Source organism: Sorangiineae bacterium MSr11954, from assembly GCA_037157815.1.
Classification (GTDB): domain Bacteria; phylum Myxococcota_A; class Polyangia; order Polyangiales; family Polyangiaceae; genus Pendulispora; species Pendulispora albinea.
Genome location: CP089984.1, coordinates 9,493,210 through 9,518,269 on the forward strand (window position 1 = coordinate 9,493,210; position 25,060 = coordinate 9,518,269).

A 25,060-nucleotide genomic window follows, 5' to 3' on the forward strand; every position below is an offset into this window, starting at 1 on the left:
GATCGGCAGTTGTGCGCTAAAGTAGGTACGGCCCGAGCAGAAGCTATTTATCGGTGACTCCGCTCGTTCGCGTAACGGCTCCTTAGCTTCTTCGAGCGCGAGCTATGCTTGTGGTTTCTTTAGATTACGTTTCCACAACGTATGGGGGGCGCGCCTCCGCCGGCTAGGGCGACGATGATCCCATCGCCGGCAGCCATGTCGATGGTCGACACCGCGGCCGGGCTGAACGGGTCGACGAAATCGACCGTTGGATTCGAGGACGTGCTCTTGGGCGACCGGCAAACTTCGAGACCCGCAGGCTCGAGGAGATCGCGGCCGCATTTCGGGCGCTTCTCCCGCGGATCAATGCCCGGTGAAGAGATTGCGCCCATCGGAGGGATCGGAAGGCGCGGGTGATACCGCCGTCGATGCGTTGGTTACCCCGAGAGGGTCGACATCGAGATCCATGTTCGGCGCAGGGCTCGCATGATTCGTAGGACGCGTAGGTTTGCGAATGCGAATGGCGCTGGAAGCCGAGGACGCGGAGGAAGATGCCGTCGAAGCTGTCGTTCGAGCTACGGGTGCCGGGGGAGTGACAGGCGCGGGCTCCCGTGGAGTGACAGGCGCGATCGGCGGAGCAGCGCTCGCGGACGACGGCGATTGGAGCGGCTTGGGTGCTTCGGGCGCGGCGGGCGATGCCATCGTCGCGCTGGTGATTGACTCAAATGTTCCGCCTTGGCGCATCGCCCTTCCAAGAAAAATCGCCGCGACGAATACCGCTGCAGCCGCGATCCCGACGGGCGCGCGAGCCGTGCGCCTGAGCCCGAGCTCAACACCGTACGTTCGCGGTGCCCAGCCAGGACGAGCGGGGGGGATCGGTTTCAATGTGTCGTTGCGACGTGATCGACGAGGGGGATTTTTTCTCGGAATCGCATCGGCTGACATCGAATCGAGGATCTCATCGACCTCGCGTTCGACGCTGGGGCTCGCGTTCCGCTTCCTACGCGACATCACGCACGGCTCAACGGATCGAGCCAAGTCGGCAAAGAGCACATCGTTCGCGATGGACGCGTGGGAGCTATCCTGGCGTGCGCGGGGCTCGACGGGCTCGATGGACGCAGCGCTCGGAGTCGTCGCAGTAGGCACCGTGTCCACGTAGGTGATAGCCGGACGGCGAGCTGAATCCTCGCTCGTGGTTGCACCGCTCACGAACACGACCGAATCCCCATTCCCATGTCGAGGGTCGGCCTTTTGCAGCTCGCCTTGCGCCTCCTTCGTCATCATCTACGCCTCGGGTTTACGTCGAGGTTGCCGGACGAAGGGACGCCCCCTTCCCGGTACTGCGCATATTCGTCGGCGAATTCTGGCCCGAAGAGCAATCGAAATGTTTGGTTTTCTTTATCGGCAAGGTCCTTGTGCCGCTGCGCGTAGCTCGTACGCAGTCGTCGGTTCGTCATCGAGGTAATCGCGTAAGAGTGGTTTTACGCTTTCTCTTAGAGGTCGACGCTTCCATGGATGCGGGGGACGCATCCATCCGGCAAAACAAAAGCCGAAGCGTTGGAATCTCGGCCGATACGCACGGAGAAACGGCGCGCGACGTCGTCGAACCCGTTCAGAATTTGCACGTTGCGGACGTATAACGAGAGGCGCGTCGCACTCGGCATGACCGGCGCTCCTTCCGAACGAAAAGGAGAGATGAAGACTTGGCTCTTCCTTGGATTGTTTTATGAATCAAAGAATCGCGCCCCGACGTGCAGCACGTGAACTCCTCCCGATCTCGGTAGTCGCGACAACATCTCGTCATTTCTGAGCCGCGGCTGGAAGACGCGGCGCCTCTGCATGAGTAGAATCCACACAATCTCCTGCGACTCGAGACCGATGTAGGCAGTGCAATGGCCACATACGAGTACAAACGCAACCAGGAAATCCCCGGCACCCCCTACATCTTCATTCGCCGCTTGGAAGAAGGGGGCGAGGGGGAGCTCTATGAAGTCGAATCGCGAGTCCCCAAAAAGCGATGGGCGATGAAGTTGCCCTTGGCCGCCGGCGTGGGAGAGGACCGCTTCCGGTTGGAAGCGCAGATCACATGCTCGCTCAAGCACCCGAACATCGTCGAGGTGCTGCCCGGAGGCGAGACGACCGAGGGTGCCGGCCGTCGCCTGTACTTCACGATGCCCATGATGCGCGGGAAGTCGCTCGAGGATGCGCTCAAGAGTTGGGGCGAGGGCAAGCCATTCGACATACGGACGGCCGTGGGAACGCTGCTTCCGGTCTTGGAAGCGCTCCGGTACGCACACGGGCGGGGTATCGTTCACCGCGATCTCAAGCCGGCCAACATCTTTTTGGAGAAAGAGAAAGAGGACGCTTCGACGCGCGTCAAGGTCATTGATTTCGGCATCGCCCACGTCATCTCGCTCGTCGAGGCGAAGCCGAAGAGGAAGCGATTTTTTGGAACCCTGCGCTACGCGTCTCCGGAGCAACTTCGTGGAGAGGATCCGACCGGCGCGACGGATGTCCACGCGGTGGGGCTCATCCTGTTCCGCATGCTAACCGGGCGCGGAATGTGGGACGAGCAGGAGCTCGAGCACGATGACCCCAACGAACGCGCGCTCGCGGTCGCTCGTGCGATCCTCACCGAACGACGCCCGCGTGCATCGTGGTTCGCCGAAGTGCCGGCCGAGCTGGACGAGCTCGTCGATCGGATGACCAACCGCGATCCGCAGGTTCGGCCGAGCCCCGAAACGGTCATCGAGAACTTGCGCAATATCGTGGGTCGCATGCCCGCTCGCGACCACGATCCAACGAGTGTCGATGGAAGCGACACCGAACCGGCGCAGATCGAGGCGTTGATGGCCGGCACGCACGCGCACTTGACCGACCCGCACGAGCGATCTCCGTTGGAGGTTGCGCGCGAGAAAGAAAGAGCGAACCAGCCGACCCATGTGGGCATACCCGCAAAAGCAGTGGGTTCGGCCGGTGTCGCGGACGACGCCTGCCCCGTCATTCTTCGAGCTCCGCGCCGAGCTTCGCGTTCGCCCGTGGCCGTGGCACGAGTGTTCACCACACAGAACGACCGGGCGCCGCCCGAATTTGCGGACAGCAGCAGGAGCGCCCCGCCTGTGCTGCACCCGCCGCTCGAGAAGCATGGCCTCCGAAGTGCGCCCACGACCAGCTACGTCCCCCCATTCGCGATGCGAGAGCGAGAGCGGGGGCGAGATGGAGACACCAAGAGCACCCCTGTTTTCAACGCAGCTCCGGACGATGCTCCCGCGGCACCCGTTGGCAACCGCACCGTGCCCCGTTCTCATCAAGCTATTCCCCCGACCCTTCGAACGATGCCGGTTTCGGTCAAAGCACCGACGCCGGTCCTCGGCAACCGGCGCCGCCTGCTGCTTCTCTGCGTGGCCATGTTCTTCAGCGCGCTGGTGGTATGGGCGGTATGGAGCCTCGGGCACGCGTCGTTACGGCCGACGAACGCACCACCGGGGAAGTCATGAGCGCAGGCGAGGATAGGACGACGCTCCCTGCGGCAAGCGGGACATCGAGCACGTCGCAGAAAAAGGGCGATGGTGACGCCCTCACCGATCCGGATGCAAACGTCACCGATCCCGATTTCGTGCTGCCTGCCCGAGACCCCTTGCCTGTCGGTCGTGCTCCGGATGGAGAGGTGGGCCGCCTTTTTGCCGGTTTGGATTTGCTCCCCGCGGTTCTTCGATCGCACACCCCGCGACCAGCCACGGAAATGGAGATCGCGTCAGGCCCAAATGTGCATCTCAACATCAGCGAGCCAGGCATCGAGGATGGCGGGATGGTCACCCTTTCGAGCGCGGCCGCGACGCCTTCGGGAGATATCGCGAAACCGCCGGCGGGTTTGCATCTCGATGCCGCCGGAGCAAGTACCCGCACCGTCACCACGAATCCTGCTCGACCACGACCACGTCGAACGAGCATCGTCGTGCTCGCGTTCACCGCGGCTGTTGCAATCGCAAGCGGTTGGGCCATTGGGTTCGTGAGCCCGCACCTGGTCACCGGCCCGAGCGCAGCGGCACCGAGCACCCCACCCCCGATCTCCGCGGCGCTCTCGCAACCTGCGCAAGCACCGCAGGTGCCGAGCAACGTGATGCCACCTCGCCTCGGGGTCTCAATCGACCAACCCGAGCGAGTCCCGCCGACGCCAAGCGCGGCGCCGTCGAGCACGACGCGGGCCATCGACGACGTTTCCATTGGCCAACAACGGCGCGCGACCTCGGCGCCGAGCGCCGAAGGCAAGCGATCGATCATGAGCCCCAGTCCGAAGCCGAGCTCGAAACCAGCGAACGACGAGATACCCGACGTGGAGATATCCGCACAACCGAATCCACCTACCGCCATCCCGACGCCAAGCGAAATCCCCCATGGTCGCCTTCTTAAATAGAGCACGTTCCCAGTGATTTCCCGCACAACGTTCGCGATCGTTTGTTCGCTCGCCATGGCTCTTCCACGAACCGCGCACGCCCAGCACGCACCAACCCGTGGCGAGGTCGACGCGGATAGCGACGCCGAGCTGCGGTACAAAGAGGGAATGGAGGCGGCCCGCACCGGCAACGCCCGACTCGCGAGGGTAAAATTCCTTCAAGCCTACGCGGCATCGCCGCAAACGCGCTACTTGTGGAACCTGGCGATCGCCGAGCTGGACGCAAATCGCCGCGTGGAGGCGGCCGAGCACCTCCGGCTGTACATGGCGGATCCACGCACCGATGCACCCAGCAAGGCGCAGGCAAGAGAGCTGATCGCCGCGGAGTTATGGAGTGGGCTCGGGCACCTGAAGGTCGAAGCTCCGCGCGGTACCCTCGTTCGGCTGGATGGGCGCAAGCAGATCGTGCCGAACGAGATCGTCGACGTCGAGCCGGGCGTGCACACGGTGGAGGATGGGCACGGCAAACGCCACGAGGCGAACATCCCGGCGGGGCAGCAAGTGGTCATGTCATTCAATCGCGACGAGGTGCCCCCGATGGTCGCTCCTCCGCGCTCTCCCGAGCCTGCATCGCAAAGCACCTGGTGGACGGCGGGCCGCTATGTGGGCGGAGGGCTCATGGTCGCCGGCGTGGCGACGGCGATCGCCGCGGTAGGATTCACCGTCGCCGCGAACAGCAGCTCGGATAAGGCGGCCGAACAGCGAGCCGCGAGCGACCCAAGCGCGTGCTGGGACGTGTCCAGCGCCGCGTGTTCGGCGCTGAAATCGGACGCCGACGCATGGGTGCGTAACAGCAACATCGCACGGGGCCTGTGGATCGGTGCGGGGGCCGCCCTTGTCGGCGGTGCCACATTGCTCATCGTCGCTCGCCCCAAGACGCCGCAGAGCACGCAGGCGATCATCTTGCCGGCGGTCGGAAAAGAAGCCGCCAGCGTCCACGTTCACCTTCGCTTCTGAAAGGCGGTCGATCGATATGCGCCGATGGTTGATGTTTGGATTGCTATGCCTTCCCACATCCTGGGCGATGGCCACGGGCTGCACGAGCTCGACGTGCGCGGACACGAGCACGTGTGCGCCGGCGTCGGGAACCGATGGCGGAGCAGGCGCCGATGCGGCTCCGGCTGGATGCGACATGTCGAAGGACCCTGCAGAGAGCCCGCAATGCGTCGACTTCGCCGTAGGCGTGTTCGTCCACCCGAACGGCAACGACGCCAATCCAGGGACGAAGACGCATCCCGTCGCGACGATCCCCGGTGCGCTCGCGAAGGCCAGCGCGACGCAGGTGCGCGTGTACGTGTGCGAGGGAAACTACGCCAACAATGTCGTGGTCTCCTGGAGCAAGAGCATCTACGGCGGCTTCGCGTGCGATTGGGCATCGCTGGGTAGAACCGTCACCGTCGCGCCGCCGGCGGGGGTGCCGCTGACGGTGAAGGCCAACGGGGTCACGGTGGCCGATATCACCTTCCACGCGCCGCCCGGGTCGGCGGCGTCGCCCTCGAGCATTGCGGCGATCGTGGAGCGCGCTCAGCGTGTCGTCCTCAAGCGCCTCACGCTCACCGCCGCGGATGCCGCGGACGGGTCGAGCGGCAAAGGTCCAGCGGAGCAGTTGCCCCGAGCCTTGAAAGGCAACGATGCATCGGGAGCGAATGGTGGTCCGGCGCAGCCTTCACCGGCCATACCGTGCGCGAACGGGAGCGGCACCACGCAGGGCGGCGCCGGCGGTGGTGAAAATCAAGCCGGCGCCCCCGGCCAGCCCTTTGGCGTTTACGACGGCGGACCAAACAAGACGGGCGTGGGCGGCCAGGGTGGAGGAAGTTGCGGCGCGGGGGGGACGGGGCTCGACGGTGCCGATGCGCCCGCGGGTAGCCATGGGACCGGAGCTTCGCAAACCGGAACGATCCAAAACGGAACGTGGGTGCCGCAGGACGGACAGGCGGGTGCCCTTGGCCGCGTAGGTCAAGGCGGTGGTGGCGGCGGCGGGAGCGCACCTGGCGACCGCGCGGGCGGAGGGAGCGGTGGCGCCGGAGGTTGCGGCGGCAACGCAGGCCATGCGGGCAAGGGTGGTGGCGCCAGCATCGCGCTGCTGAGCATCGCAAGCGATGTCACGGTGGTGGCTGGCGCGTTCACCGCCAAGAAGCCGGGCAACGGTGGGGCCGGCGCCTCGGGCCAGAAAGGACAATTGGGTGGCTACGGTGGCATCTATTCACCGGGCGCCTGCCAGGCGGGCAACGGTGGGGCTGGCGGATACGGTGGCGCGGGTGGAGGCGGAGCGGGCGGTGTCTCCGCCGCGATCCTCTCCAGCGGCACGGCCCCCTCGCTCCAAAACGACCCCACCCTCACCGCAGCATCGCAGGGCGGCTCCGCGGGTCCAGGTGGCATCGTCGGAACCAACGACGGCATCCCCGGCGCCGCAGGCCCGAAGGTCCTCGTTCCGTAAGAGGCGCTCGTGAATGTTTTCAAGAGGTGGCGAATGGATGCCGTAAAAATCATTGCGTTCGGATCGATGCTCCCCGTGTTCGCCGTTCTTGCATCCGCAAGCAGCTGCGGCGCGGACGCGGCGCCAGTCGGATGCGACATGTCGAAGGACCCTGCAGAGAGCCCGCAGTGCGTCGACTTCGCGGTGGGCGTGTTCGTCCACCCGAAGGGCAACGACAACAATCCAGGGACGAAGACCCTCCCCGTGGCCACGATCCCCGTCGCGCTCGCGAAGGCCAGCGCGACACAGTCGCGCGTGTACGTGTGCGAGGGAGACTACGCCCACAACGTCGTGGTCTTCTCGAGCAAGAGCATCTACGACGGCTTCGCGTGCGATTGGGCATCGCTGGGTAGAACCGTCACCATCGCGCCGACGTTGGGGGTGCCGCTGACGGTGAAGGCCAACGGGGTCACGGTGGCCGATATCACCTTCCACGCACCACCCGGGTCGGCGGCGTCGCCCTCGAGCATCGCGGCGATCGTGGACCGCGCGCACCATGTCGCGCTCAAGCGCCTCACGCTCACCGCGGCGGACGCCGCCGACGGAACGAGCGGCAAAGGCCCAGCGGACCAAGTGCCGCAAGCCTCGAAAGGCAATAACGCATCGGGAGCCAATGGTGGTCCGGCGCAGCCTTCACCGGCCGTGCCGTGCGCGAACAGGAGCGGCACCACGCAGGGCGGCGCCGGCGGTGGTGAAAATCAAGCCGGCGCTGCGGGCCAGCCCTTTGGGGTCTATGACGGCGGACCAGACAATACGGGCGCGGGCGGCCAGGGTGGAGGAAATTGCCGCGCGGGAATCAACGGTGCGGATGCACCCGCGGGTAGCCATGGGACGGGAGCTTCGCAAACCGGAACGATCCAAAGCGGAACGTGGGTGCCGCAGGACGGACAGCCGGGAGGGTTCGGTCAGGTCGGTCAAGGTGGCGGCGGTGGTGGCGGTGGTGCCACGGGTCGCGGCGCGGGCGGAGGTAGCGGTGGCGCCGGAGGTTGCGGCGGCAACGCAGGCAACGCGGGCAAGGGGGGTGGCGCCAGCATCGCGCTTTTGAGCATCGCAAGCGATGTCACGCTGGTTGCCGGTGCGCTCACCGCCAAGAAGCCGGGCAACGGTGGGGCCGGCGCCTCGGGGCAGAAAGGACAATTGGGTGGTGGCGCAGGAAGCAGTCCGTCAGGACTAGCGTGCCCGGGTGGCATTGGAGGAGCCGGCGGAAACGGTGGCGCAGGAGGAGGCGGCGCGGGCGGTGTCTCCGCCGCGATCCTCTACAGCGGCACGGCACCCTCACTCCAAAACGACCCCACCCTGACCGCAGCATCGCAGGGCGGCTCCGCAGGTCCAGGTGGCATCGTCGGAACCAACGACGGCGTCCCCGGCGCCGTAGGCCCCAAGCTCCCCGTTCCGTAAAGCGAGGCGCGCCTCGCCACGGTCACGTCCTCGTGGAGAATACGTCCACGCTTCATCGGGACGGCCATGTCACCTGTCCGGATCAACGTCCGGCGGCCTCCCCACCACCCGGGCACCACCCATGCCGCCTCCACCCCACGACCTGCTCCACGAGCCGGAGCGCGCGCAGCTCAAGAAATGGACGACGTCATCGCGCGGTTGAGCGCGGCGCGGGAACGCGCACCATCGGCGCGCCCAGATCGATTTTGAATCGCGCGTCGGTCGCGAGGATCACCAGCGCCAAGACGCAGGCGCAAAGCGACTCCCGGTAGTCGGCGAAGCCCTGGTGGTAGCTCATATGCACCGTGAAGGCGCCGATCGAAAATGGGAGCAGACACAGCACCGCCAAATTCTTCAGCGGCGGTTTGAACACCCCCGCGAGCAAGCCGGCGACCCCGAGCACCTCGATCCACCCGATGGCCACGGTCCACCCGGCGCCGAACCCAATGGCGAGCATTCCCTCGCGCATCCCCGCATCCCCCAGGACTTTGGCCAGCCCCGCGTACGCGAAGATGGCCCCGAACCATGCCACGGCAACCCAATGAACGACGGAGCGATAGCGCATGATGTGCCCTCTCGATATGTATACCGTACGGTATAGATTAAGTATGGGCCTTGCACGGCAACGTCAAGCGATTTATCTACCGGGTGGTATACAAATGGTGAGCCGATGACCGAGCGGGGCCGTCCGCGCGCGTTCGACCGAGACGTGGCGCTGAGGCAAGCGATGCAAATCTTCTGGGAGCGCGGCTACGAAGGGACGTCGGTGGCCGATCTCACGGACGCCATCGGCATCACCAAACCGAGCCTCTATGCGGCGTTTGGCTGCAAAGAGGAGCTGTTTCGCGAGGCGGTGGCGCTCTATGACGCGCTGGAGGGCGGGGATCCGATGCGCGCGCTGCAAGGAGGGCGCACCGCGCGCGAGGCGGTCGAGGAGATGTTGCGGAGCAATGTGAAGGGCTTCACCGATCCGAAAAAGCCGAGCGGCTGCATGATCGTGCTGGCGGCCACCCTCGGCACCCCGGAGAACAAAGAGGTGCGCGACTTTCTCGTGAAGTGCCGGCAAGACTCGCTCGATGCCATTCGCGCACGCATGGATCGCGGGGTGTCCGACGGCGATTTGCCGAAGCGCACCGATACGAAGGCGCTCGCCACCTTCTACACCACGATTTTGGAGGGCCTTTCCATTCGCGCGCGCGACGGCTCCTCCCTCGAAACCTTGCGCACGGTCGTCGATTGCGCGATGCACGCGTGGGATACGGTGGTGAAAGGGCCTGCGCGCCGCGCGAAGGTGAGCCGCGCACTCCCCTGAACCGTATAAATCTCGCGAAAAAGTGCACCTGCGCCAAATGAAAAGCGGATCCGTGTACCTGCATCATTTTAGTTAGGAAACTTTCCTAATTAAAACGGTTGACCGTCAGCATAGGCAGCCATACCGTCGCGAAGTCGCCGCCGCGCGGATCGATGGACGGATGGGCGGATGGTTGAAGGAGCAGCGGCGGCAACGCGCATTTCGGCACACGACACACAAGGAGGTTCCCATGACCCTTCGAGCGATCTTCGACCCGCGCACCCGCGGTCGAACGGGTGTGACGGCATTTGGGCTCATGCTGGCGGCGGGCGCCGTCGCATGTACGAGCCGCGCCGGCGACGACCTTGCAATCGACGAGGCGCCGCTGGCGGCGGCCGCCGAATACCAAGCGGAGAATGCCACGATTGTAGACGGTGTGGTCGAGTCCAACCACACGGGGTACACCGGATCGGGCTTCGTCAATTACAACAACGCCGTCGGCAGCTATGTCGAGTTCACGATCAACGCCGCGGCGGCCGGAAGCTCGACATTGACCCTTCGCTACGCCAACGGCACCACCACCAATCGCCCCATGGACATCTCGGTGAACGGCGCGGTGGTGAGCGCGGGGCTCGCCTTCGGGGGCACCGGCGCCTGGACGAATTGGGCCGACGCCAAGGTGAACGTCACCTTGAAGGCCGGCGCCAATGTCGTCCGCGCGACGGCCACCACCGCCAACGGAGGACCGAACCTCGATCGCATCACGGAGGGCTCCGGGGGCGGCACCCCGACGGGGACGCCGGTCGAGGCCAACGGGCAGCTTCGGGTGTGCGGCACCAAGCTTTGCAACAAGAACGGCAAAGCCATCCAACTTCGCGGTATGAGCACGCACGGCCTGAACTGGTATCGCAACTGCGTGAATGGCGCGTCGCTCGACGCGCTCGCGAACGATTGGAAGGCCGACATCGTCCGCATTTCGATGTACATCCAAGACGGCGGCTACGAGAGCAATCCCCGGATGTACACCGACTTGGTGCACTCGATCATCGAGCAGGTGACCGCGCGAGGGATGTACGCGCTGGTCGACTGGCACATGCTGGAGCCGGGCGATCCCCACTACAACTTGTCGCGCGCGAAGACGTTCTTCTCCGAGATCGCCACGCGCCACGCCTCCAAGACGAACATCCTCTACGAGGTGGCCAACGAGCCGAGCGGCGTGAGCTGGGCGAGCATCAAGAGCTACCACGAGCAGATCATCCCCGTGATCCGCGCCAAAGACCCGGACTCCGTCATTTTGCTCGGCACCCGTGGGTGGTCGTCCTTGGGGGTGTCCGAGGACTCCGACGAGAGCGAGGTCGTGAACAATCCGGTCAACGCGACCAATATCCTCTACACGTTCCACTTCTACGCCGCCTCGCACAAGGCCGAATACCTCGATACGCTCTCGCGGGCGGCCGACAAGATTCCCGTGTTCGTGACGGAGTTCGGCACGCAAACGTACACGGGTGACGGCGGAAACGACTTTACCCAATCGCAGAAGTACATCGACCTGATGGCGGCCAAGAAGATCAGCTGGGCGAACTGGAACTACTCCGACGACTTCCGCTCGGGCGCCGTCTTCAAGGAGGGCACCTGCCCCAACGGCCCCTACTCCGGTACAGCACCACTGAAGCCCGCCGGGGTCTGGGTCCGCGACCGCATCCGAACGCCCGACGATTTCTGAGGTCCGTTCTCACCGACACCCCCTCACAGGGAAGATCGACCGGCGCCCGACGGTATATGCTCGGCATACACGTATGAGAGCTCGTTGGGCGTCGGTTGGTTTCTTGGTCCTCATGGCGACGATCGGCTGCGGCAGCTTGCGCGGGCGGGCCGATAGCGCGTTCGAAAAGGGAGATTACGAGGGCGCCGCGCGCGATTACGCGCAGGTGGTGGCGCAAGATCCGACCGATCAAGAGGCCAGGGCCAAGCTCGCCCAGGCACGTGAGAAGATTTTTCTCGGGCTCTTGGCCGAGGTCGCCGAATCCAAGCGCACCGGCGACAAGGAGCGCGTGTTCTCGGCCTTGGGCCGTCTTCTGGATCGGGCCCGCGGCTGGAACGATCCGGGGAGCCCCGCCATTCAGAAGCGCACCCACGACGAGGTGGCGTGGGCGGAGGAGCAAATCGGCATCGAGTGCGGCGCGCTCCTCGCGCGCCATGCCCCGCTCTTGGCCGAAGATCAGCTGGAGGCGCGCGATCGGCAAGTGCTGCGCCACTTCCCGGGCTCCACCGTGAAGAGCGTGATCACCGATACGATTCACGAGTATGCCGAGACGCAGTGCAAGCGCCTCGCGCCGGCCAACCCCGCCGCGAGCCCCTACTTCGCCGATTTGGTCGGCAAGTACTGCGCGCATTTTCACGTGACCACGGCGCGCGTGCCGGTCCTGCCCTACCATGTCTCGCGCGTGGTGCTCGCCGGTCAGGTGGACGGCCTCTCGCTCGAAGGGCGCGACGCGTTTGCCACGGCGGTGCAAAAGGGGCTCGAGCGATCGAGCTTCTGGGATCCGCGCGCGGAGGCGCCGGCCATCGTGACGGTCAGCGGGAAGAACCACGCGGCGTTCAGCTCGCGCAAAATGACCCTCTCGCGGCCGTGGGTGGAGCGCATTCCGTATCAGGCCATGGAGGAGTACCAAGAGTCGTATACCGAATACTATCCGGACACCGAAACCTATTACGACACCGAGCATTACACGGAGTTCGAGACGTACACGCACTCGTGCGGCGACGGCAAAAACACGTGCACCGATACGCGCCCGGTGAGCAAGACACGCCAGGTGCCGCGCACGCGCCAGGTGACCAAATCACGCACCGCGTACCGAACGAAGACGCGCCCGGTCACCCGCTACCGCGAGGAGGATCGGGTGTTCGCGTTCGAGGCCACCGAGCGCTCCGGCAACTACGAAGTGGACGTGGCGGCGCACATCGATTTCAAACAAGGCGTCGCCCCCTTCGCCGTGCACCTGTCGAACACCAAGAGCGACAGCGGCATCGATCACGACTCGTCGTTTCCGCCGGCCGGCGTGTCGCCATCGCGCTCCAATTTGCAGACGCGCGACGCGTTCTGGCTCGAGCAGCTGCCCACCATCACCCAGCGGACCACGCTCTCCGCCCACAGCCATTGGGTGGCCCTCTTTTGCTCGCAATCGACGTACAGCTCCGACGAGGCGGCGCGCTGCTATTACGTCCCCGCGGCCGAGCGCCCCAAGGCCGCGCGCGACGTGCTCTTCGGATCGTTCGGGCCCGATATCGACAACGTTCAACGCCTCTGACGGGGCCGCGCCGCGCTGGGGCCGAGGGCTCCCGGCGTTCGCCACGAGGGCGCGGGTCGGAGCTCAGACGTGGATGCGGCTCGCCTGCGTCAGGGCGAGGCCGCGCGTGATTTGGCTGCGCAGGATGCGGCGCCCGACCCGCACGGCCACGCGGCGACCGCCGGGCACCAAGCGGCGCGCGATTTCCATGGTGGAGATGGCCGGCGAGATGGCGAAGACGGCGTATTTCCAGCGGTCGTCCGGGAGGCCGAGCGCGTCGGCGGCCACGTCGCCCATGATGGACCGCGAGAGCCCGCCGCGCAGGGCGCAGAGGATGGCGGTGGCGCGGCGCTCGAAGGGCGTGGTGCCGTAGGCGAGCGGGAAGTAGACGAGGGCGGAGGCCAGCGCGCGGCTGTCCTCGTCGGGATCGGGTTGGCTGGCGCCGAGCAGTCGGAGGTAGCGTTTGCCCTCCCGGTAGTTGCGCGGCAAGAGCTTTTCGTCGACCCCCATCACATAACCGACATAGCGCCAGAAGTGCATGATGGCTTCGCGCTCGCGCCGCGAGTGCAAAATACCGAGCACGCGCAACGATAGAAGATATGTCGTGGAGAATTGAAGGTTCGTCCCCAAAAGGTCACTTTGGTTGACGGGGAGTCCCCATTCGTGGGTCTTCCACTCCGGCGACCGCCCTAGCTTCGCCCGCACGAACGCGTGGAGCAACCGCACGCGCACCGTGGTCTTGAAGCCGGCCGTATAGCGGCCCATGTCGCCCGACTCGGTGATGTCGAGCACGAACTTCCCCGTCTCGGCGATGCGGCGCGAGGTGTTGGAGGTCAACGCGCCGGTGGTCATGAGCGGCTTGACGGCGGCGCTCGAGAGATAACCCGACATGAGCGATCCGCATGCGAGCGCATATCCATTGGCGATGCCCACGCGCTGGATGGTCTCGCACGCATACCGAAGGGTCTCGGGCTCGACCCACGCGGGGACCCGATCGAGGTGCGCGAAGAACCGCGCCAGCGCTTTGGGCGAGCCTGGGACGGCGTCGATTCCATGCTCCAGGGCCAGCTCGAACATGCGCCGGCCTTCGCCTGCGGGGAGCTCGTCCATGCACGCAACGAGGTCGTCCGCGAGCGGATCACCTTCCAGGAGCGCCTTCTGCAGCACGTCCATGAAGGGGTGCCCCGGCTGCAGCTTCGTGCGGCAATACCCGACGAGACGCTTGGCCCACGCGGGTGGATGCATGGGATCGCGCCATCGCGCGGGTATGGCTTCTGGAGTGGCAAACGCAACGTCACCCATGATGAATCCTCCCCTGCCCCGGTTGTGCATCTGGTGCTTTCAAAACATAATCCGAGTGATTACTCGGTTCTACTCGGATACGGGAGCCAGCATGCCCAAGCGTAAACTTCCGCCTCTTTTACCGAACAAAGTGCCTCGTCAGGCGCGCTCGCAGCGAACGTACGACGACATCGTGGAGGCGGGTGCTCGGCTTCTCCTCAAGTCGGGCTACGAAGCGCTCACGACCAATCACGTGGCCGAGGAAGCGGGCGTGGGCATTGCGTCCGTGTACGAGTACTTTCCGAACAAGCAAGCCATCGTGGCGGCGGTGGTGACCCACGTCGTCTCCGAGATGGTGGGCGAGTTTCGGGAGTCGCTGGCCGAGGCGATGGGCTCGGAGCCGCAGGAGGCGCTTCGCATGTGGCTTCGTACGATGTTTCGCGCGGTGGAGCGCCGCAAGGCCATCATCACCGTCTTCGTTCGGGAGGTGCCTTTTTTATTGGAGATCCCGGCCGTCGAATCGCTGAGCGCGCGCTTGCTCGAGCTCGCGCAGAGCGCGGCGGTGCTGGCGCGGAAGCCGTTGATCGTGGAGCACGCGGCGGCGGTGAGCTACTTGATGACCGTGATGGTCCAAGCGGCGGTGCTGGGATCGGTCATTCGTCGGCCGGCGCACCTCGGCCAAGAGGAGCTGCGGGAGACGCTGACCAAGCTCTTGATCGAGTTGCTCGCGTGATGGCTCGGCGGGTCACGGCGTGGGGCGTGGCCTCTCGGAGGGTCACGGCGCGGGGCGTGGCCGCTCCGAGGGTCACGGCGTGGCCGCTCCGAGGGTCACGGCGCACGCGGGCCATGTGCGGCGGGGCTCGATGGGATAAGCTTTTCCCGTGAACGACTCCAAGCGGCTGCTGATCGGCGAAGACTTCTCCCCGTGGACCGAAAAGGCGTGCTGGGCGCTCGACCACCGGCGGGTGACATACACCTTCCGGCAATACCAGCCGATGCTGGACGAGCCGGGCTTGCGGCTGCGGACCAAGAACTTCAAAGAGAAGGCCACGGTGCCTGCGCTCCTCGACGGACCGCGCATCCTCCGCGACTCGTTTGCGATCGCGCGCTACGCGGAGGAAATCGGCGAGGGCCCGTCTTTGTTTCCCGAGCCGCACGCGCAGGACATCGCCGCATGGAACGAGCGCAGCGAATCGGCCCTTCGCGCAGGGCGCGCGCTCTTTCTCGTGCGCCTGGAGAACGATCCCGCGGCGCAAACCGACAATGTGCCGGGCTTCGTCCCCGCGGCGGTTCGGCCGCTCGTGCGCCCCGTGGTGCGAACGGGGATCTCTTATTTGCGGCGCAAGCACGGTGTCGACGACGAAGCCATCGCTCGGGCGCGCGGGCACCTCGAGGAGACGCTGTCATCGCTCCGCGCCGCCTTGGCGGGTGGCTCCAGGTACCTCTTCGGACGATTCACGTACGCGGACGTGGCGATGGCCGTCGTATGCCAATTCATCCACCCCGTGGCCGATCGATACATCCGCCTGGCCCCGGCGAACCGCGCGTGCTGGGCGGAGGAGACCCTCGCGCGATCGTTCCGCGACATCCTCGACTGGCGGGACGCGCTCTATGCGGAGCATCGGACGATTTGTCGCTCGTAGCGTCATCGACTCGATTTTTTCCGGTTCAAAGAGTGGGCGATCGCGTCGTACATCGCGAGCTCCCGGCGCCGATGGCGCACGCGCACCACGAGAAGTAGGACCACCCAAATGACGCACACGGCGATTACCTCGACCTTGTCCCGGGTGGTCGTCGGGCGCACGACGCCGTTGCAGCCACGCGTCATCGCGTCGTTGGTGAACCACATCGCCACAAGGCACGGCGGTAAGTAAAGGACGGAGAACAACCACGCGCGCAGCCACCAACGAGGACGCATCGGCGGCACCTCCGAATCGGGGTCGGATGGCATTGCGTCGCGTGGATCACGATCGGGCATGGTGAACGTTACGGCGCGAGGACGTCGGACGCTACCGTGCCAAGGCGATACGCCCTCCCGCGAGAACGCCAAGGCGATGCGCCCTCCCGCGAGAACGCCAAGGCGATACGCCCTCCCGCCAGAACGCCAACGAGGAACACTCCCCGCATCACATGGTGCGAAGCTAAACCGTGTGCTACCAAGGCCTGGACACCTTCGTCTCTCGCGGAAGCTGCCCAATTCGATGTTGACCCTCCCCCAATTCACCGCATTCCTCGCCGCCGCCATTCTCATCACGCTGTCGCCGGGACCCGATAATTTAATGGTCCTGAGCCTCGGCGCCTCCCAGGGACGCCGCCAGGGGATGGCCTTTGGATTCGGCTGCGCCATTGGATGTTTGAGTCATACGTTGCTGGCCGTTCTCGGCGTGAGCGCCTTGATTGCGGCGTCGGCCATCGCGTTTACCGCGCTGAAGACCGTTGGCGGGCTCTACTTGATTTGGCTTGGATGGAACGCCATCCGCAGCCGCGGCAGCAGCCTTCCCTCCGACGAGGTCGAGACGGCGCCCGCTCCCCTCGGCACGTTGTTTCGCCGCGGGCTGTTGGCGAATGCCATCAACCCCAAAGTGGTGCTCTTTTTTCTGAGCTTTCTACCGCAGTTCGTCGATACGGCACGCGGTCACGTGGGGCTGCAGACCGCGTTGCTCGGCGTGACCTTCACGGTCCAAGGTGCGTTGATCTTCGGCACCCTCGGATATTTCGCGGGCGCCATTGGGCAAGGGCTTCGGCGGCGGCCGACCACGGCCATGTGGCTCGATCGGGTGGCCGGCTCCATCTTCATCGCGCTCGGTATCAAGCTCGCGGTCTCGCGCTAGCGACGCCTCGCACCTACGAGGGTGCACCCACCGGCTCTCCAAGGACGAGCTGGCGACGCCGCGCGCCCGCGGGTTACGATTTGCGTCATGACCCAGCTCGAAGAGCTCGCGCGAACCTACTTCGACGGAGGTCACGTGGTCGGGCACCTTGGCCATCGCGCTCGGGACGCTGTCGCCAGGTGATACCCTGCGTGCGTCATTTGCCGTGTTTCTCGACACCCGGGATGGTCGCATGATCGGCCAGCGAAACTACGATTGTTTCGAGCCGTTTTAGTGCATCGTTCTCGCCTCTGACGACTCTTGCCCCTGGAGGAGGATCCCATGATCAAGCCGTACACGGCGGTCGGTCTCGTTCCCACGGTTCGCGGTATTCGGCGCCGCGCCGATATTGGCGACAACATCGAGCATCTGCGTCATTTGGCCAAGGCCGCGGCGTGGCTATCCAGCCTCGATTTGCCCGTGCGCCTCATCGCTATACCCGAGGGCGCGCTCCAGGGATTCAACGACGAGGTCCTCGACCTGGATCACGTGGCCTTCGCCCGCGACTGCGCCATCGACGTTCCGGGCGAGGAGACGAAGCAGCTCGGAGAGATCGCGCGCGCGTTCGATTCGTTCGTGATCGCCCAGGCCAAGGCGCGTCATCCGGACTTTCCCGATCGGTTCTTCAACGTGGGGTTCATCCTCGATCGCGCCGGGAAGCTGATCCTCAAACACCACAAGGTGGCGCCGCTCTTCCCGGTGGAGCACTCGGTGGTCCCGCACAATGTGTATGATACATGGATCGCGAAGTATGGAAATAATCTCGATGCCTTCTGGCCGGTGGTGGACACCGAGATCGGCCGGCTGGGCATCATGATGGCCAACGAAGGCTCGTATCCGGAGAACGCGCGGGCGCTCGCGCTCAACGGGGCCGAGGTGATCTACCGTGGCTCCTACCCGCACCCGGCCGCGGGCAATGGCATGTTCGAAATCCAGACCCGCGCACGCGCCCTGGACAACAACCTGTACGTGGTGGCCCCCAACATGGGCACGTACTACCTCTCCCGAGAGGACACGACCCCCATCGACACGTTCGGCGGACAATCGCTCATCGTCGACTACAAAGGTAGAGTCGTGGGCGAACAGCGCTATGGCGCGGGCTCCACCTATGTGGCAGGCGTCATCGACATTCAAGCCTTGCGCGACCACCGCGCGCGCGCCCAGTGGGACAACTGGATGAAGGATCTGCCGACGGAGCTCTATCAGCTCCTTTACAAACAGCCCATCTACCCCAAGAACATCTACCTCGATCGCGTACCGATGAAGCACGCCGAATACCGTAAAGAGATCATCGAGCGCCAAATCCGGCTCATGCACGAGCGCGGTATTTGGAAGAAACCCGACGAGTAAGGCATATTCCATCGGATGGCGCGCGTATTGAATCGCGTTCGAACGAGCGCCACCGCGTTCAGTCGCGCGCCGTGGTTCTCCTCCGAATGGTGAGCGCGCGCGATGGTACAGACGGAGGTGGCTACGATGTGTGCCATTGCATCGACAAAAATCGCGCGGGCGGGTGAAAAATTTCGTTATTCACTGGCAAACGAGAGAGGCCCCGTCAGGCGCGGGAGGCGTCGGCCGCGCGGTAGCGATCGACCAGCTCGCGCAGGCGCTCGATGCGCAAGGGTTTCTCCAGAAACCCCGCGCCGAGCGACGAGGCTTGTTGCTGAAACTCCGGGCTCGAAATCACGATGGTCGGGATGCGCGAGAAGCTCGCATTTTTATGGAGCTCGTTCATGCACGTCCAGCCATCCATGACCGGCATTTGGATATCGAGGAGGATGAGCAGCGGCCTGCGCCCCGCGTGCAAATGGTGGAGCGCCTCGGAGCCATTTTCACAGGCAACGACGGAGTAGCCGTCCTTCTCCAACACGTTGGTGAAGAGCTCGCGCATGTCCTTGTCGTCGTCGACCAGAAAGATCGATCCGTCCGAAGCGCCCGTCGCTTCGTCCGCGCTGCCCTCGCCCTTGGCGAGCTCCTCGATGCCGCTGGCCGGATGGCTGGCGCGCGCCGAATCCCTCGGGTCGGGCCCGATCATGGGCAACGTCATGCAGAAGGTGGCGCCCTTTCCCCACTCGCTCTCGGCCCAAATTCGGCCGCCGTGCGCCTCGACGATGCCTTTGGCGATGAAGAGACCGAGACCGCGCCCTTTGACCGCCGTCTCCTCGGCTTGCCAGAAACGCTCGAACACGTGCGGCAGGCGCTCCTTGGTGATGCCCGGCCCCGAGTCGGACACCGAGAGGCGCAGCTCCCCCTCGCCCTCGGCGGCGGCCACGTGGATCACGCCGCCGCGGGGGGTGAACTTGATGGCATTGGAGATCAGGTTCGACAAGACCTGCAGCACGCGCTCCTTGTCGCACGACACGGGAGAGGAGTCGGGGGCGTCGGTGACGACCAGCTCGATGTGCTTGTCTTGCGCGGTCGGGGAGAACATCTCGCGCACGTCGGCGAAGAGCTCGGCCACGGAGCAATGGCGCTTTCGAATGGAGAGGTGCCCCGACTGAATGCTGCTCCAATCGAGCAGCTCGGCGATCAGCCGGGTCATCCTGTTGGCGGATCGGGTGACCATATGCAGCAAGTTCAGCGCATCGTCCGTGTCGTTGCGCTCTTCGAGCCATGACTGCGCGCTCGACGCGGCCAGCATGATGCCGTTGAGCGGATCCCTCAAATCGTGGGACACGATCGCCAAGATGTCGTCGCGCGAACGAACGGCGTCGCACGACGCGGCATAGAGCTCGGCGCGCTCGAGGCACATCGCCGCGCGGCGCGCGACGTCTTGGGCCACGCTCAGCTCGCGCGCGGAGTAGTGACGCCCGGATTCGGCCATGATGAACGTGAGCACGCCCAAGGTGCGCTCGCGCACCTTCAGGGGCACGACGAGGATCGATTTCGCAATGGGTCCGAGCTGCGGCGGAAGATGGGCCATCATGGCCGCCGACATGGCCGACCCTACGTACGGCTTGCCGGAGCGCACCACCTGCGCTTGCAGCGCACCCGCCTTGATATCGGGGACCCTGGCCTTGATGACCTCCAGCATCGGGCGCCGCTTTGGGTCCGCCCACGCCACCTTGACGCGCCGGAAGGCTTTGCCGTCGACCAGGATGTCCAGAAAGCAAATATCGGCCAGGATGGGCACGGCCAGATGGACGACCCGCCCGAGCGTGCTCTCGGCATCCATCGACGACGCAAGGATTTCGCTCGCGTCGGCCAAGAAGCGCAACATGCTCTCCGAGTACTTGAGACCCGTGATGTCTGCGAGCGTGGTGCGACAACCCATCACCTCACCGCCGGCGTCGATGAGCGGTACGGAGACCACTTGCACGGTGAGCCGCGTGTTGGTGTTTCGCACGGAGAACGTCACCTCCGTGGTCACGCGCACGCGTTCCGTGAAGCACATCTGAAGATGGGCGCGAAATGCGCGTTCGTCTTTCAAGGCGACCAGCCCCGAGAGCTGGCGCCCAATGACATTGGCGCGCGGTGTGCCAAAAAGCCCCGCCGCGGTGAGATTCGCTTCCTGAATACGTCCCGTCCTGTCGAACGTGCAGTAACCCACGGGGGCGAAGTCGAAGAGATCGGCGTAACGGCTGCGTGACTCTTCGAGCTGCGCGTGCGCCTCGCGCAGCTCGCGATTCTGCATCTCCAACTCGACCTGATGAACCTGCAAATCGTGAAGGAGGCGCTGAATCTGAGCCGCCGGTTTTCGCAGATGAGGGTCGCGCTCGAGTGCGTCCAGCGCTTTCGTCAGATCCGCTTGTGACGTGAGGTCCTTTCGCCCCATGAGCGCGTCTCCCCTGGCAAGTTCGAAAAAGGGATCGCTCGCCTCGTTTTTCAAGGACTTGAGCATGATGCTCCCGAGGGAGCAAGCTACGGGCCGTCCTCGAACGACAGCAGAATGAGCCCCGTATCTCCGTTCATGGGCGGCATGCGACTCCCGCTGACGCGAACGGATTTCAGCTCATCGCCAAACGGATAAGAGATGTGAACGTCGCGGAATGCCCCGCCCGTTACTAGAGCGCCTTCCAGGAACTCTTGCAACCTCTTCGTGGACCAGGGGCCAACCGGCAGCTCGGCGAACGATTTTCCAATGACGCGATCGGGCTCCAATCGAAAGATGGGATAAAAATTCCGATTCGCCCAAACGACCTTCGTTTTCCCATCGATGATGAGCAGCGCATGCCCGATGACATCGAGGAACGTGCCCGCGTACTCCGCCACGTCTTGGCCGAGCTGCAACGCACGGTGTCGAACATCGATGTCGTTCAGACTGATGACCACGCCCGTGATGGAGTGCTCCAGGGTTTTGTAGGGCGTGACGCGGACGATGTACCATCGCTGATCGCTCGCCTGCACCTCGCGGTTGAAGGGCACGAGCGTCTCGATGACCTCTGCGCCCACCGCATCGAGCTTCAGCCCACCGAGAAATGGGTTCAAGTGGCTGACGGAGCGCCCCACGTCGCCGGGGAGCAGATTGAAATGCTTCTCCGCGGCATACGTGAAGCGCCGGATGCGCATGTCGAGGCCGGTGATGACGAGGATGCTGTCCACACTGTTCAAGACATTGTGCAGATCGTCGTTGGTGAGTTGCTGTTCGAGCATCCGCGTCTGAAGCTCGTCATTGACGGTGGTGAGCTCCTCGTTGGCCGATTGGAGCTCTTCCTTCGATGTCTCGAGCTCTTCGTTCGTGCTCTGGAGCTCTTCGTTCGAAGACTGGAGCTCTTCGTTGGACGATTTGAGCTCCTCGTTGGCGCTCTCGAGCTCTTCGACGATGCTCTGGAGGTACTCCCGGGTGACCGTGAGCTCCCTCTCCACGTCTTGAAGACGCGCTTCCTGCGCATGGGTCGCCACCGGCGCGGCCGCGGCCTCGGCCTCCACCGCCCGCACCTCCCGCTCGATCACGTCGCAAAAGGACACGATGATGCACTTCGATTTGGTCTCGGGCTCGACGATGGGGATCGCCTCCACCATGAGCGAGCGTATTTTGCCATCCTCCGTGATCTTGGAGGGCGTGCTGACCCGAGCGTTTTCTTTGATCGCTTGGTGAATCGTTCGGCGGATGTCGGGTTGGAGCTCGGGCCTGGCCAAGCGAAGGATGTTCAAGCTCGCCGCCCCCGGCGCCGGCTCGAAGAAGGAGCCCGTGCGTCCTCGGAAGTGCAGAATCTCCAGATTCTCGTTGATGACGACGCCAGGCGGGCCGTAGGTGTCGAGGACCTTGCGATCGGCCAAGGCCGCGATGTTTAGGATGGGCCGTGCGCCGGACGTCGGCTGATTCGACAATGGCGGCTCCCGTAAAATGGTCCCGAAACCGACGTCGAGCGACGTCTGCGTGGGGACGTGTTTGGCAGCGTATACTTTGTTTTTACGATCCACGAGGGAAAAGAGATCCGGCGAGTCGCCGACGCTCTCCGAGGTGCCGAGCAAGAGATACGCGTTCGGGTTGAGCGAATAATGAAGAATACGCAGCACCTTCTTCTGCATGACCGGCTGCAGATAGATGAGCAGGTTGCGGCAGCTGACCAGATCGAGCCGGGAGAACGGCGCGTCTTTGGTGATGTTGTGCGAAGAGAAGACGATCATGTCGCGCACGCGCCGGCAGATCTGATAATCGGCGTCCTTCTTCACGAAGAACCGGCGCAGCCGCTCGGGGGAGACGTCGAGCGTGATGTTCTGCGGGTAAATCCCGCGACGCGCGACGTTGACGGAGGTCTCGTCGACGTCGGTCGCGAAGATTTGAATGCGGTAATCGTGCGCGCGGTCGTCCAGATATTCGAGGAGCGCGATGGCGATCGAGTACGGCTCCTCGCCGGTCGAGCACGCGGGGATCCAGATCCGGAGAGGCGGGCTCGTTCTCTTGTTGTTCTCCGTGATGCGGGGGAACACCTGGCTCTTCAAGACGTCGAAGACCGCCGGATCGCGGAAGAAGCTAGTGACGCTGATGAGGATATCCTTGTAGAGCGCACGCACTTCGTCGTGGTTGGACTGCGCGAATTTGATGTAGTCGGCGAGGCGTTCGATCTTGTGCAGGGCCAGGCGCCGCTCGATGCGCCGCTCGATGGTGCTCGGCTTGTAATACGTGAGATCGTTGCCGGTCACCGAGCGGATGAGGAGGACGAGCTTTGCGATGTTCTCCACCTCGGCCTTCGGGCGCGGCGGGCGGCGCTCGGTGATGTACGGGTGGCTGCCGATGCTCATCAGCTCGTTCGCGAGAGCCCGGGGTCCCAGGCAGAAATCCACCACCCCGCTCGCCAAGGCGCTGCGCGGCATTCCATCGTATTTCGCGGTGGCGGGATCCTGGGCCATGGTGATTCCGCCCGCCTCTTTGATGGCCTTGAGCCCGAGCGTGCCATCGGCTCCGGTGCCCGACAGAACGACCCCGACCGCGCGCGCGCCTTGATCCTCGGCCAGGGAGCGGAAGAAGAAGTCGATGGCGACCGCGGGGCCCGGCGCGGTGCTGTGCGGCATGAGATGAAGGACGCCCTGGAGGAGGGCGAGGTTCGCGCCGGGCGGGATGACGTAAATGCAGTTGGCCGCGACGCGCATCCCGTCCTCGACGGTCACCACGTCGATGGTGGCGTTCCGCGAGAGGAGCGGCGCGAGGTAGCTCTCCTGCTCGGGCGCCAGGTGCTGGACGACCACCAGCGCCAGGTGATCGAAGGAGATGTGCTCCACCAGCTCCGTGAGCGCCTCGATGCCGCCGGCCGACGCCCCGATGCCGACGATGAAGAAGTCCGAGCCGTCGTCTTCCGACTTTTTTGCCGACGCGGCGACGTCCGACACGTCATCGTCGCTCGAGCCTGCGGGAGATTGGGAATCCGCGTCAACCATGAGTCACCTTTGAAGTTCGGGCCACGATAGCGTCCGTCTCGGCTCGCCGAAAGCTCGTCATTCGACGGCGGCGCGCAAGTTGCTCCGTAGCTCCGCATGATCACGCATGACTTGGTCGTCATCGGTGGCTCCGCGGGCTCCCTGGAGCCTCTGCGCACGATCGTGGGGGCGCTCGGGGGCTTTCGGGGGACCGTGCTCATCGCCGTGCATGCGTACCCGAACGCCCGAAGCCACCTCCTTCCGGGTCTGCTCGCGAGCCTGGGAACGTTGTCCGTGACCCACGCGCGCGATGGAGACCCCCTCGCGCCCGGTACGGTCCTCGTGGCGCCGCCCGCGCGGCACCTCATCGTGGAGCCCGGGCGGGTGCGTCTCACGACGGGGCCTCGGGAGAATGGGACACGTCCGGCCATCGATCCGCTGTTTCGCACGGCCGCGCGCAGCTATGGGGCGCGGGTGGTGGGCGTTTTGCTCTCGGGCCACCTCGACGATGGCACCTACGGCCTCGCCATCATCAAGTCGCATGGGGGCCGCACCATCGTGCAGAAGCCTTCGACGGCCCGTCACCCCGATATGCCCGAGAGCGGTATGCACAACGTTCGCGTCGACGCCGTGCTCTCCCCGGAAGAAATAGGACCTCGCCTTTGCGAGCTTGCCAATACACCCATTATGGAGGAAACGACGATGGGTCGACTCGGATCCAAGGGAGCTCCGCTCGATCGCATTGCGCACGACGAGGGGATCGCGGGCGAGCGCCACGCGACCGTATTGTCCTGCCCCGAGTGCCACGGCGTGATGATGCGGCTGGAACGGCCGGATCTGCTCCATTTCGAGTGCCAGATCGGGCACGCGGCGTCGCCGCTGTCGCTGGAGGCCGCCCAGGCGACGGAGGTGACGGGCTCGCTGGAGTCCGCGAGGCGCGGGTTGCGCGAACAAGCGCTGCTCGCGTACATGATGGCCGAGCGCGCGCGTGGCAATCGCGATATCGAGGGCGCGGCCGAGCTCGAGGAGCGGGCCCACGCGTACGAGAAGAACGCCGACGCGATCGAGGGCATCCTCTCGAAGGTTCAACGATTCGGCCATGGCCGCGCTCCAAACGACGGCGATTTACCGGGATAGCGGCGCACGCATCGGGGATCGTCGCGCGCAGGCGCTCGATTTGCTCTCGGC

At 64.8% G+C, this 25,060-nt stretch carries 17 protein-coding genes; 13 read left to right on the forward strand and 4 right to left on the reverse strand.

The features are described from left to right. Positions 1-499: 499 nt before the first annotated feature. The 5 genes from LZC94_37210 to LZC94_37230 all read left to right on the forward strand — a co-directional run bounded on the left by LZC94_37210 (position 500) and on the right by LZC94_37230 (position 8,306). Positions 500-1,138: a hypothetical protein gene (locus LZC94_37210; protein ID WXB13471.1), complete on the forward strand. Its 639-nt coding sequence runs from the start codon at positions 500-502 to the stop codon at positions 1,136-1,138. A gap of 733 nt (positions 1,139-1,871) precedes the next feature. Further along, a complete protein-coding gene (locus tag LZC94_37215) occupies positions 1,872-3,476 on the forward strand; it encodes a serine/threonine protein kinase (protein WXB13472.1) in 1,605 nt (534 codons plus the stop codon). Positions 3,477-4,447: 971 nt separating this feature from the next. After that, positions 4,448-5,389, forward strand: coding sequence for a hypothetical protein (locus LZC94_37220; protein WXB13473.1), 942 nt, complete (start codon positions 4,448-4,450; stop codon positions 5,387-5,389). Between the two features lie 175 nt (positions 5,390-5,564). Next, positions 5,565-6,869 carry a hypothetical protein gene (locus LZC94_37225; GenBank protein ID WXB13474.1) on the forward strand — a complete coding sequence of 435 codons (1,305 nt, stop codon included), beginning with the start codon at positions 5,565-5,567 and terminating at the stop codon, positions 6,867-6,869. A gap of 33 nt (positions 6,870-6,902) precedes the next feature. Continuing rightward, a complete protein-coding gene (locus LZC94_37230; protein ID WXB13475.1) occupies positions 6,903-8,306 on the forward strand; it encodes a hypothetical protein in 1,404 nt (467 codons plus the stop codon). Positions 8,307-8,493: 187 nt separating this feature from the next. On the opposite strand, the gene LZC94_37235 is transcribed toward LZC94_37230, so the two are convergent. Further along, positions 8,494-8,910, reverse strand: a complete 417-nt coding sequence (locus tag LZC94_37235) for a DoxX family protein (GenBank protein ID WXB13476.1) — start codon at positions 8,908-8,910, stop codon at positions 8,494-8,496. A 105-nt stretch (positions 8,911-9,015) separates the two neighbouring features. On the opposite strand from LZC94_37235, the gene LZC94_37240 reads away from it, so the two are divergent. From LZC94_37240 to LZC94_37250, 3 genes are all read left to right on the forward strand, one after another. Continuing rightward, the gene (locus tag LZC94_37240; GenBank protein ID WXB13477.1) at positions 9,016-9,657 is read left to right on the forward strand and encodes a TetR/AcrR family transcriptional regulator; all 642 of its coding nucleotides are present in this window, start codon (positions 9,016-9,018) and stop codon (positions 9,655-9,657) included. Positions 9,658-9,886: 229 nt separating this feature from the next. Next, positions 9,887-11,359 carry a cellulase family glycosylhydrolase gene (locus tag LZC94_37245; GenBank protein ID WXB13478.1) on the forward strand — a complete coding sequence of 491 codons (1,473 nt, stop codon included), beginning with the start codon at positions 9,887-9,889 and terminating at the stop codon, positions 11,357-11,359. A 112-nt stretch (positions 11,360-11,471) separates the two neighbouring features. Continuing rightward, complete coding sequence (locus LZC94_37250) at positions 11,472-12,944, forward strand: tetratricopeptide repeat protein (GenBank protein WXB13479.1); 1,473 nt, start codon at positions 11,472-11,474, stop codon at positions 12,942-12,944. A gap of 63 nt (positions 12,945-13,007) precedes the next feature. On the opposite strand, the gene LZC94_37255 is transcribed toward LZC94_37250, so the two are convergent. Beyond that, positions 13,008-14,225 carry a DUF2236 domain-containing protein gene (locus LZC94_37255; GenBank protein WXB13480.1) on the reverse strand — a complete coding sequence of 406 codons (1,218 nt, stop codon included), beginning with the start codon at positions 14,223-14,225 and terminating at the stop codon, positions 13,008-13,010. A gap of 91 nt (positions 14,226-14,316) precedes the next feature. On the opposite strand from LZC94_37255, the gene LZC94_37260 reads away from it, so the two are divergent. From LZC94_37260 to LZC94_37275, 4 genes are all read left to right on the forward strand, one after another. Beyond that, positions 14,317-14,937 carry a TetR/AcrR family transcriptional regulator gene (locus LZC94_37260; GenBank protein ID WXB13481.1) on the forward strand — a complete coding sequence of 207 codons (621 nt, stop codon included), beginning with the start codon at positions 14,317-14,319 and terminating at the stop codon, positions 14,935-14,937. 148 nt (positions 14,938-15,085) lie between these two features. Then, positions 15,086-15,847 (forward strand): glutathione S-transferase family protein, encoded by a 762-nt coding sequence (locus LZC94_37265; protein WXB13482.1) that lies wholly within the window; start codon positions 15,086-15,088, stop codon positions 15,845-15,847. Positions 15,848-16,405: 558 nt separating this feature from the next. Beyond that, positions 16,406-17,035, forward strand: coding sequence for a LysE family translocator (locus LZC94_37270; protein WXB13483.1), 630 nt, complete (start codon positions 16,406-16,408; stop codon positions 17,033-17,035). Between the two features lie 321 nt (positions 17,036-17,356). After that, on the forward strand, positions 17,357-18,424 hold the full coding sequence (locus LZC94_37275) for a hypothetical protein (GenBank protein WXB13484.1): 1,068 nt from the start codon (positions 17,357-17,359) through the stop codon (positions 18,422-18,424). A gap of 205 nt (positions 18,425-18,629) precedes the next feature. On the opposite strand, the gene LZC94_37280 is transcribed toward LZC94_37275, so the two are convergent. Then, entirely contained in the window at positions 18,630-20,849 is a 2,220-nt protein-coding gene (locus LZC94_37280) for an ATP-binding protein (GenBank protein ID WXB13485.1), read from the reverse strand. Between the two features lie 86 nt (positions 20,850-20,935). Then, entirely contained in the window at positions 20,936-23,893 is a 2,958-nt protein-coding gene (locus LZC94_37285; protein WXB13486.1) for a PAS domain-containing protein, read from the reverse strand. 96 nt (positions 23,894-23,989) lie between these two features. Between LZC94_37285 and LZC94_37290 the strand changes: the two genes are divergently transcribed. After that, positions 23,990-25,009 (forward strand): chemotaxis protein CheB, encoded by a 1,020-nt coding sequence (locus LZC94_37290; protein WXB13487.1) that lies wholly within the window; start codon positions 23,990-23,992, stop codon positions 25,007-25,009. The last annotated feature ends 51 nt before the right edge of the window (positions 25,010-25,060 follow it).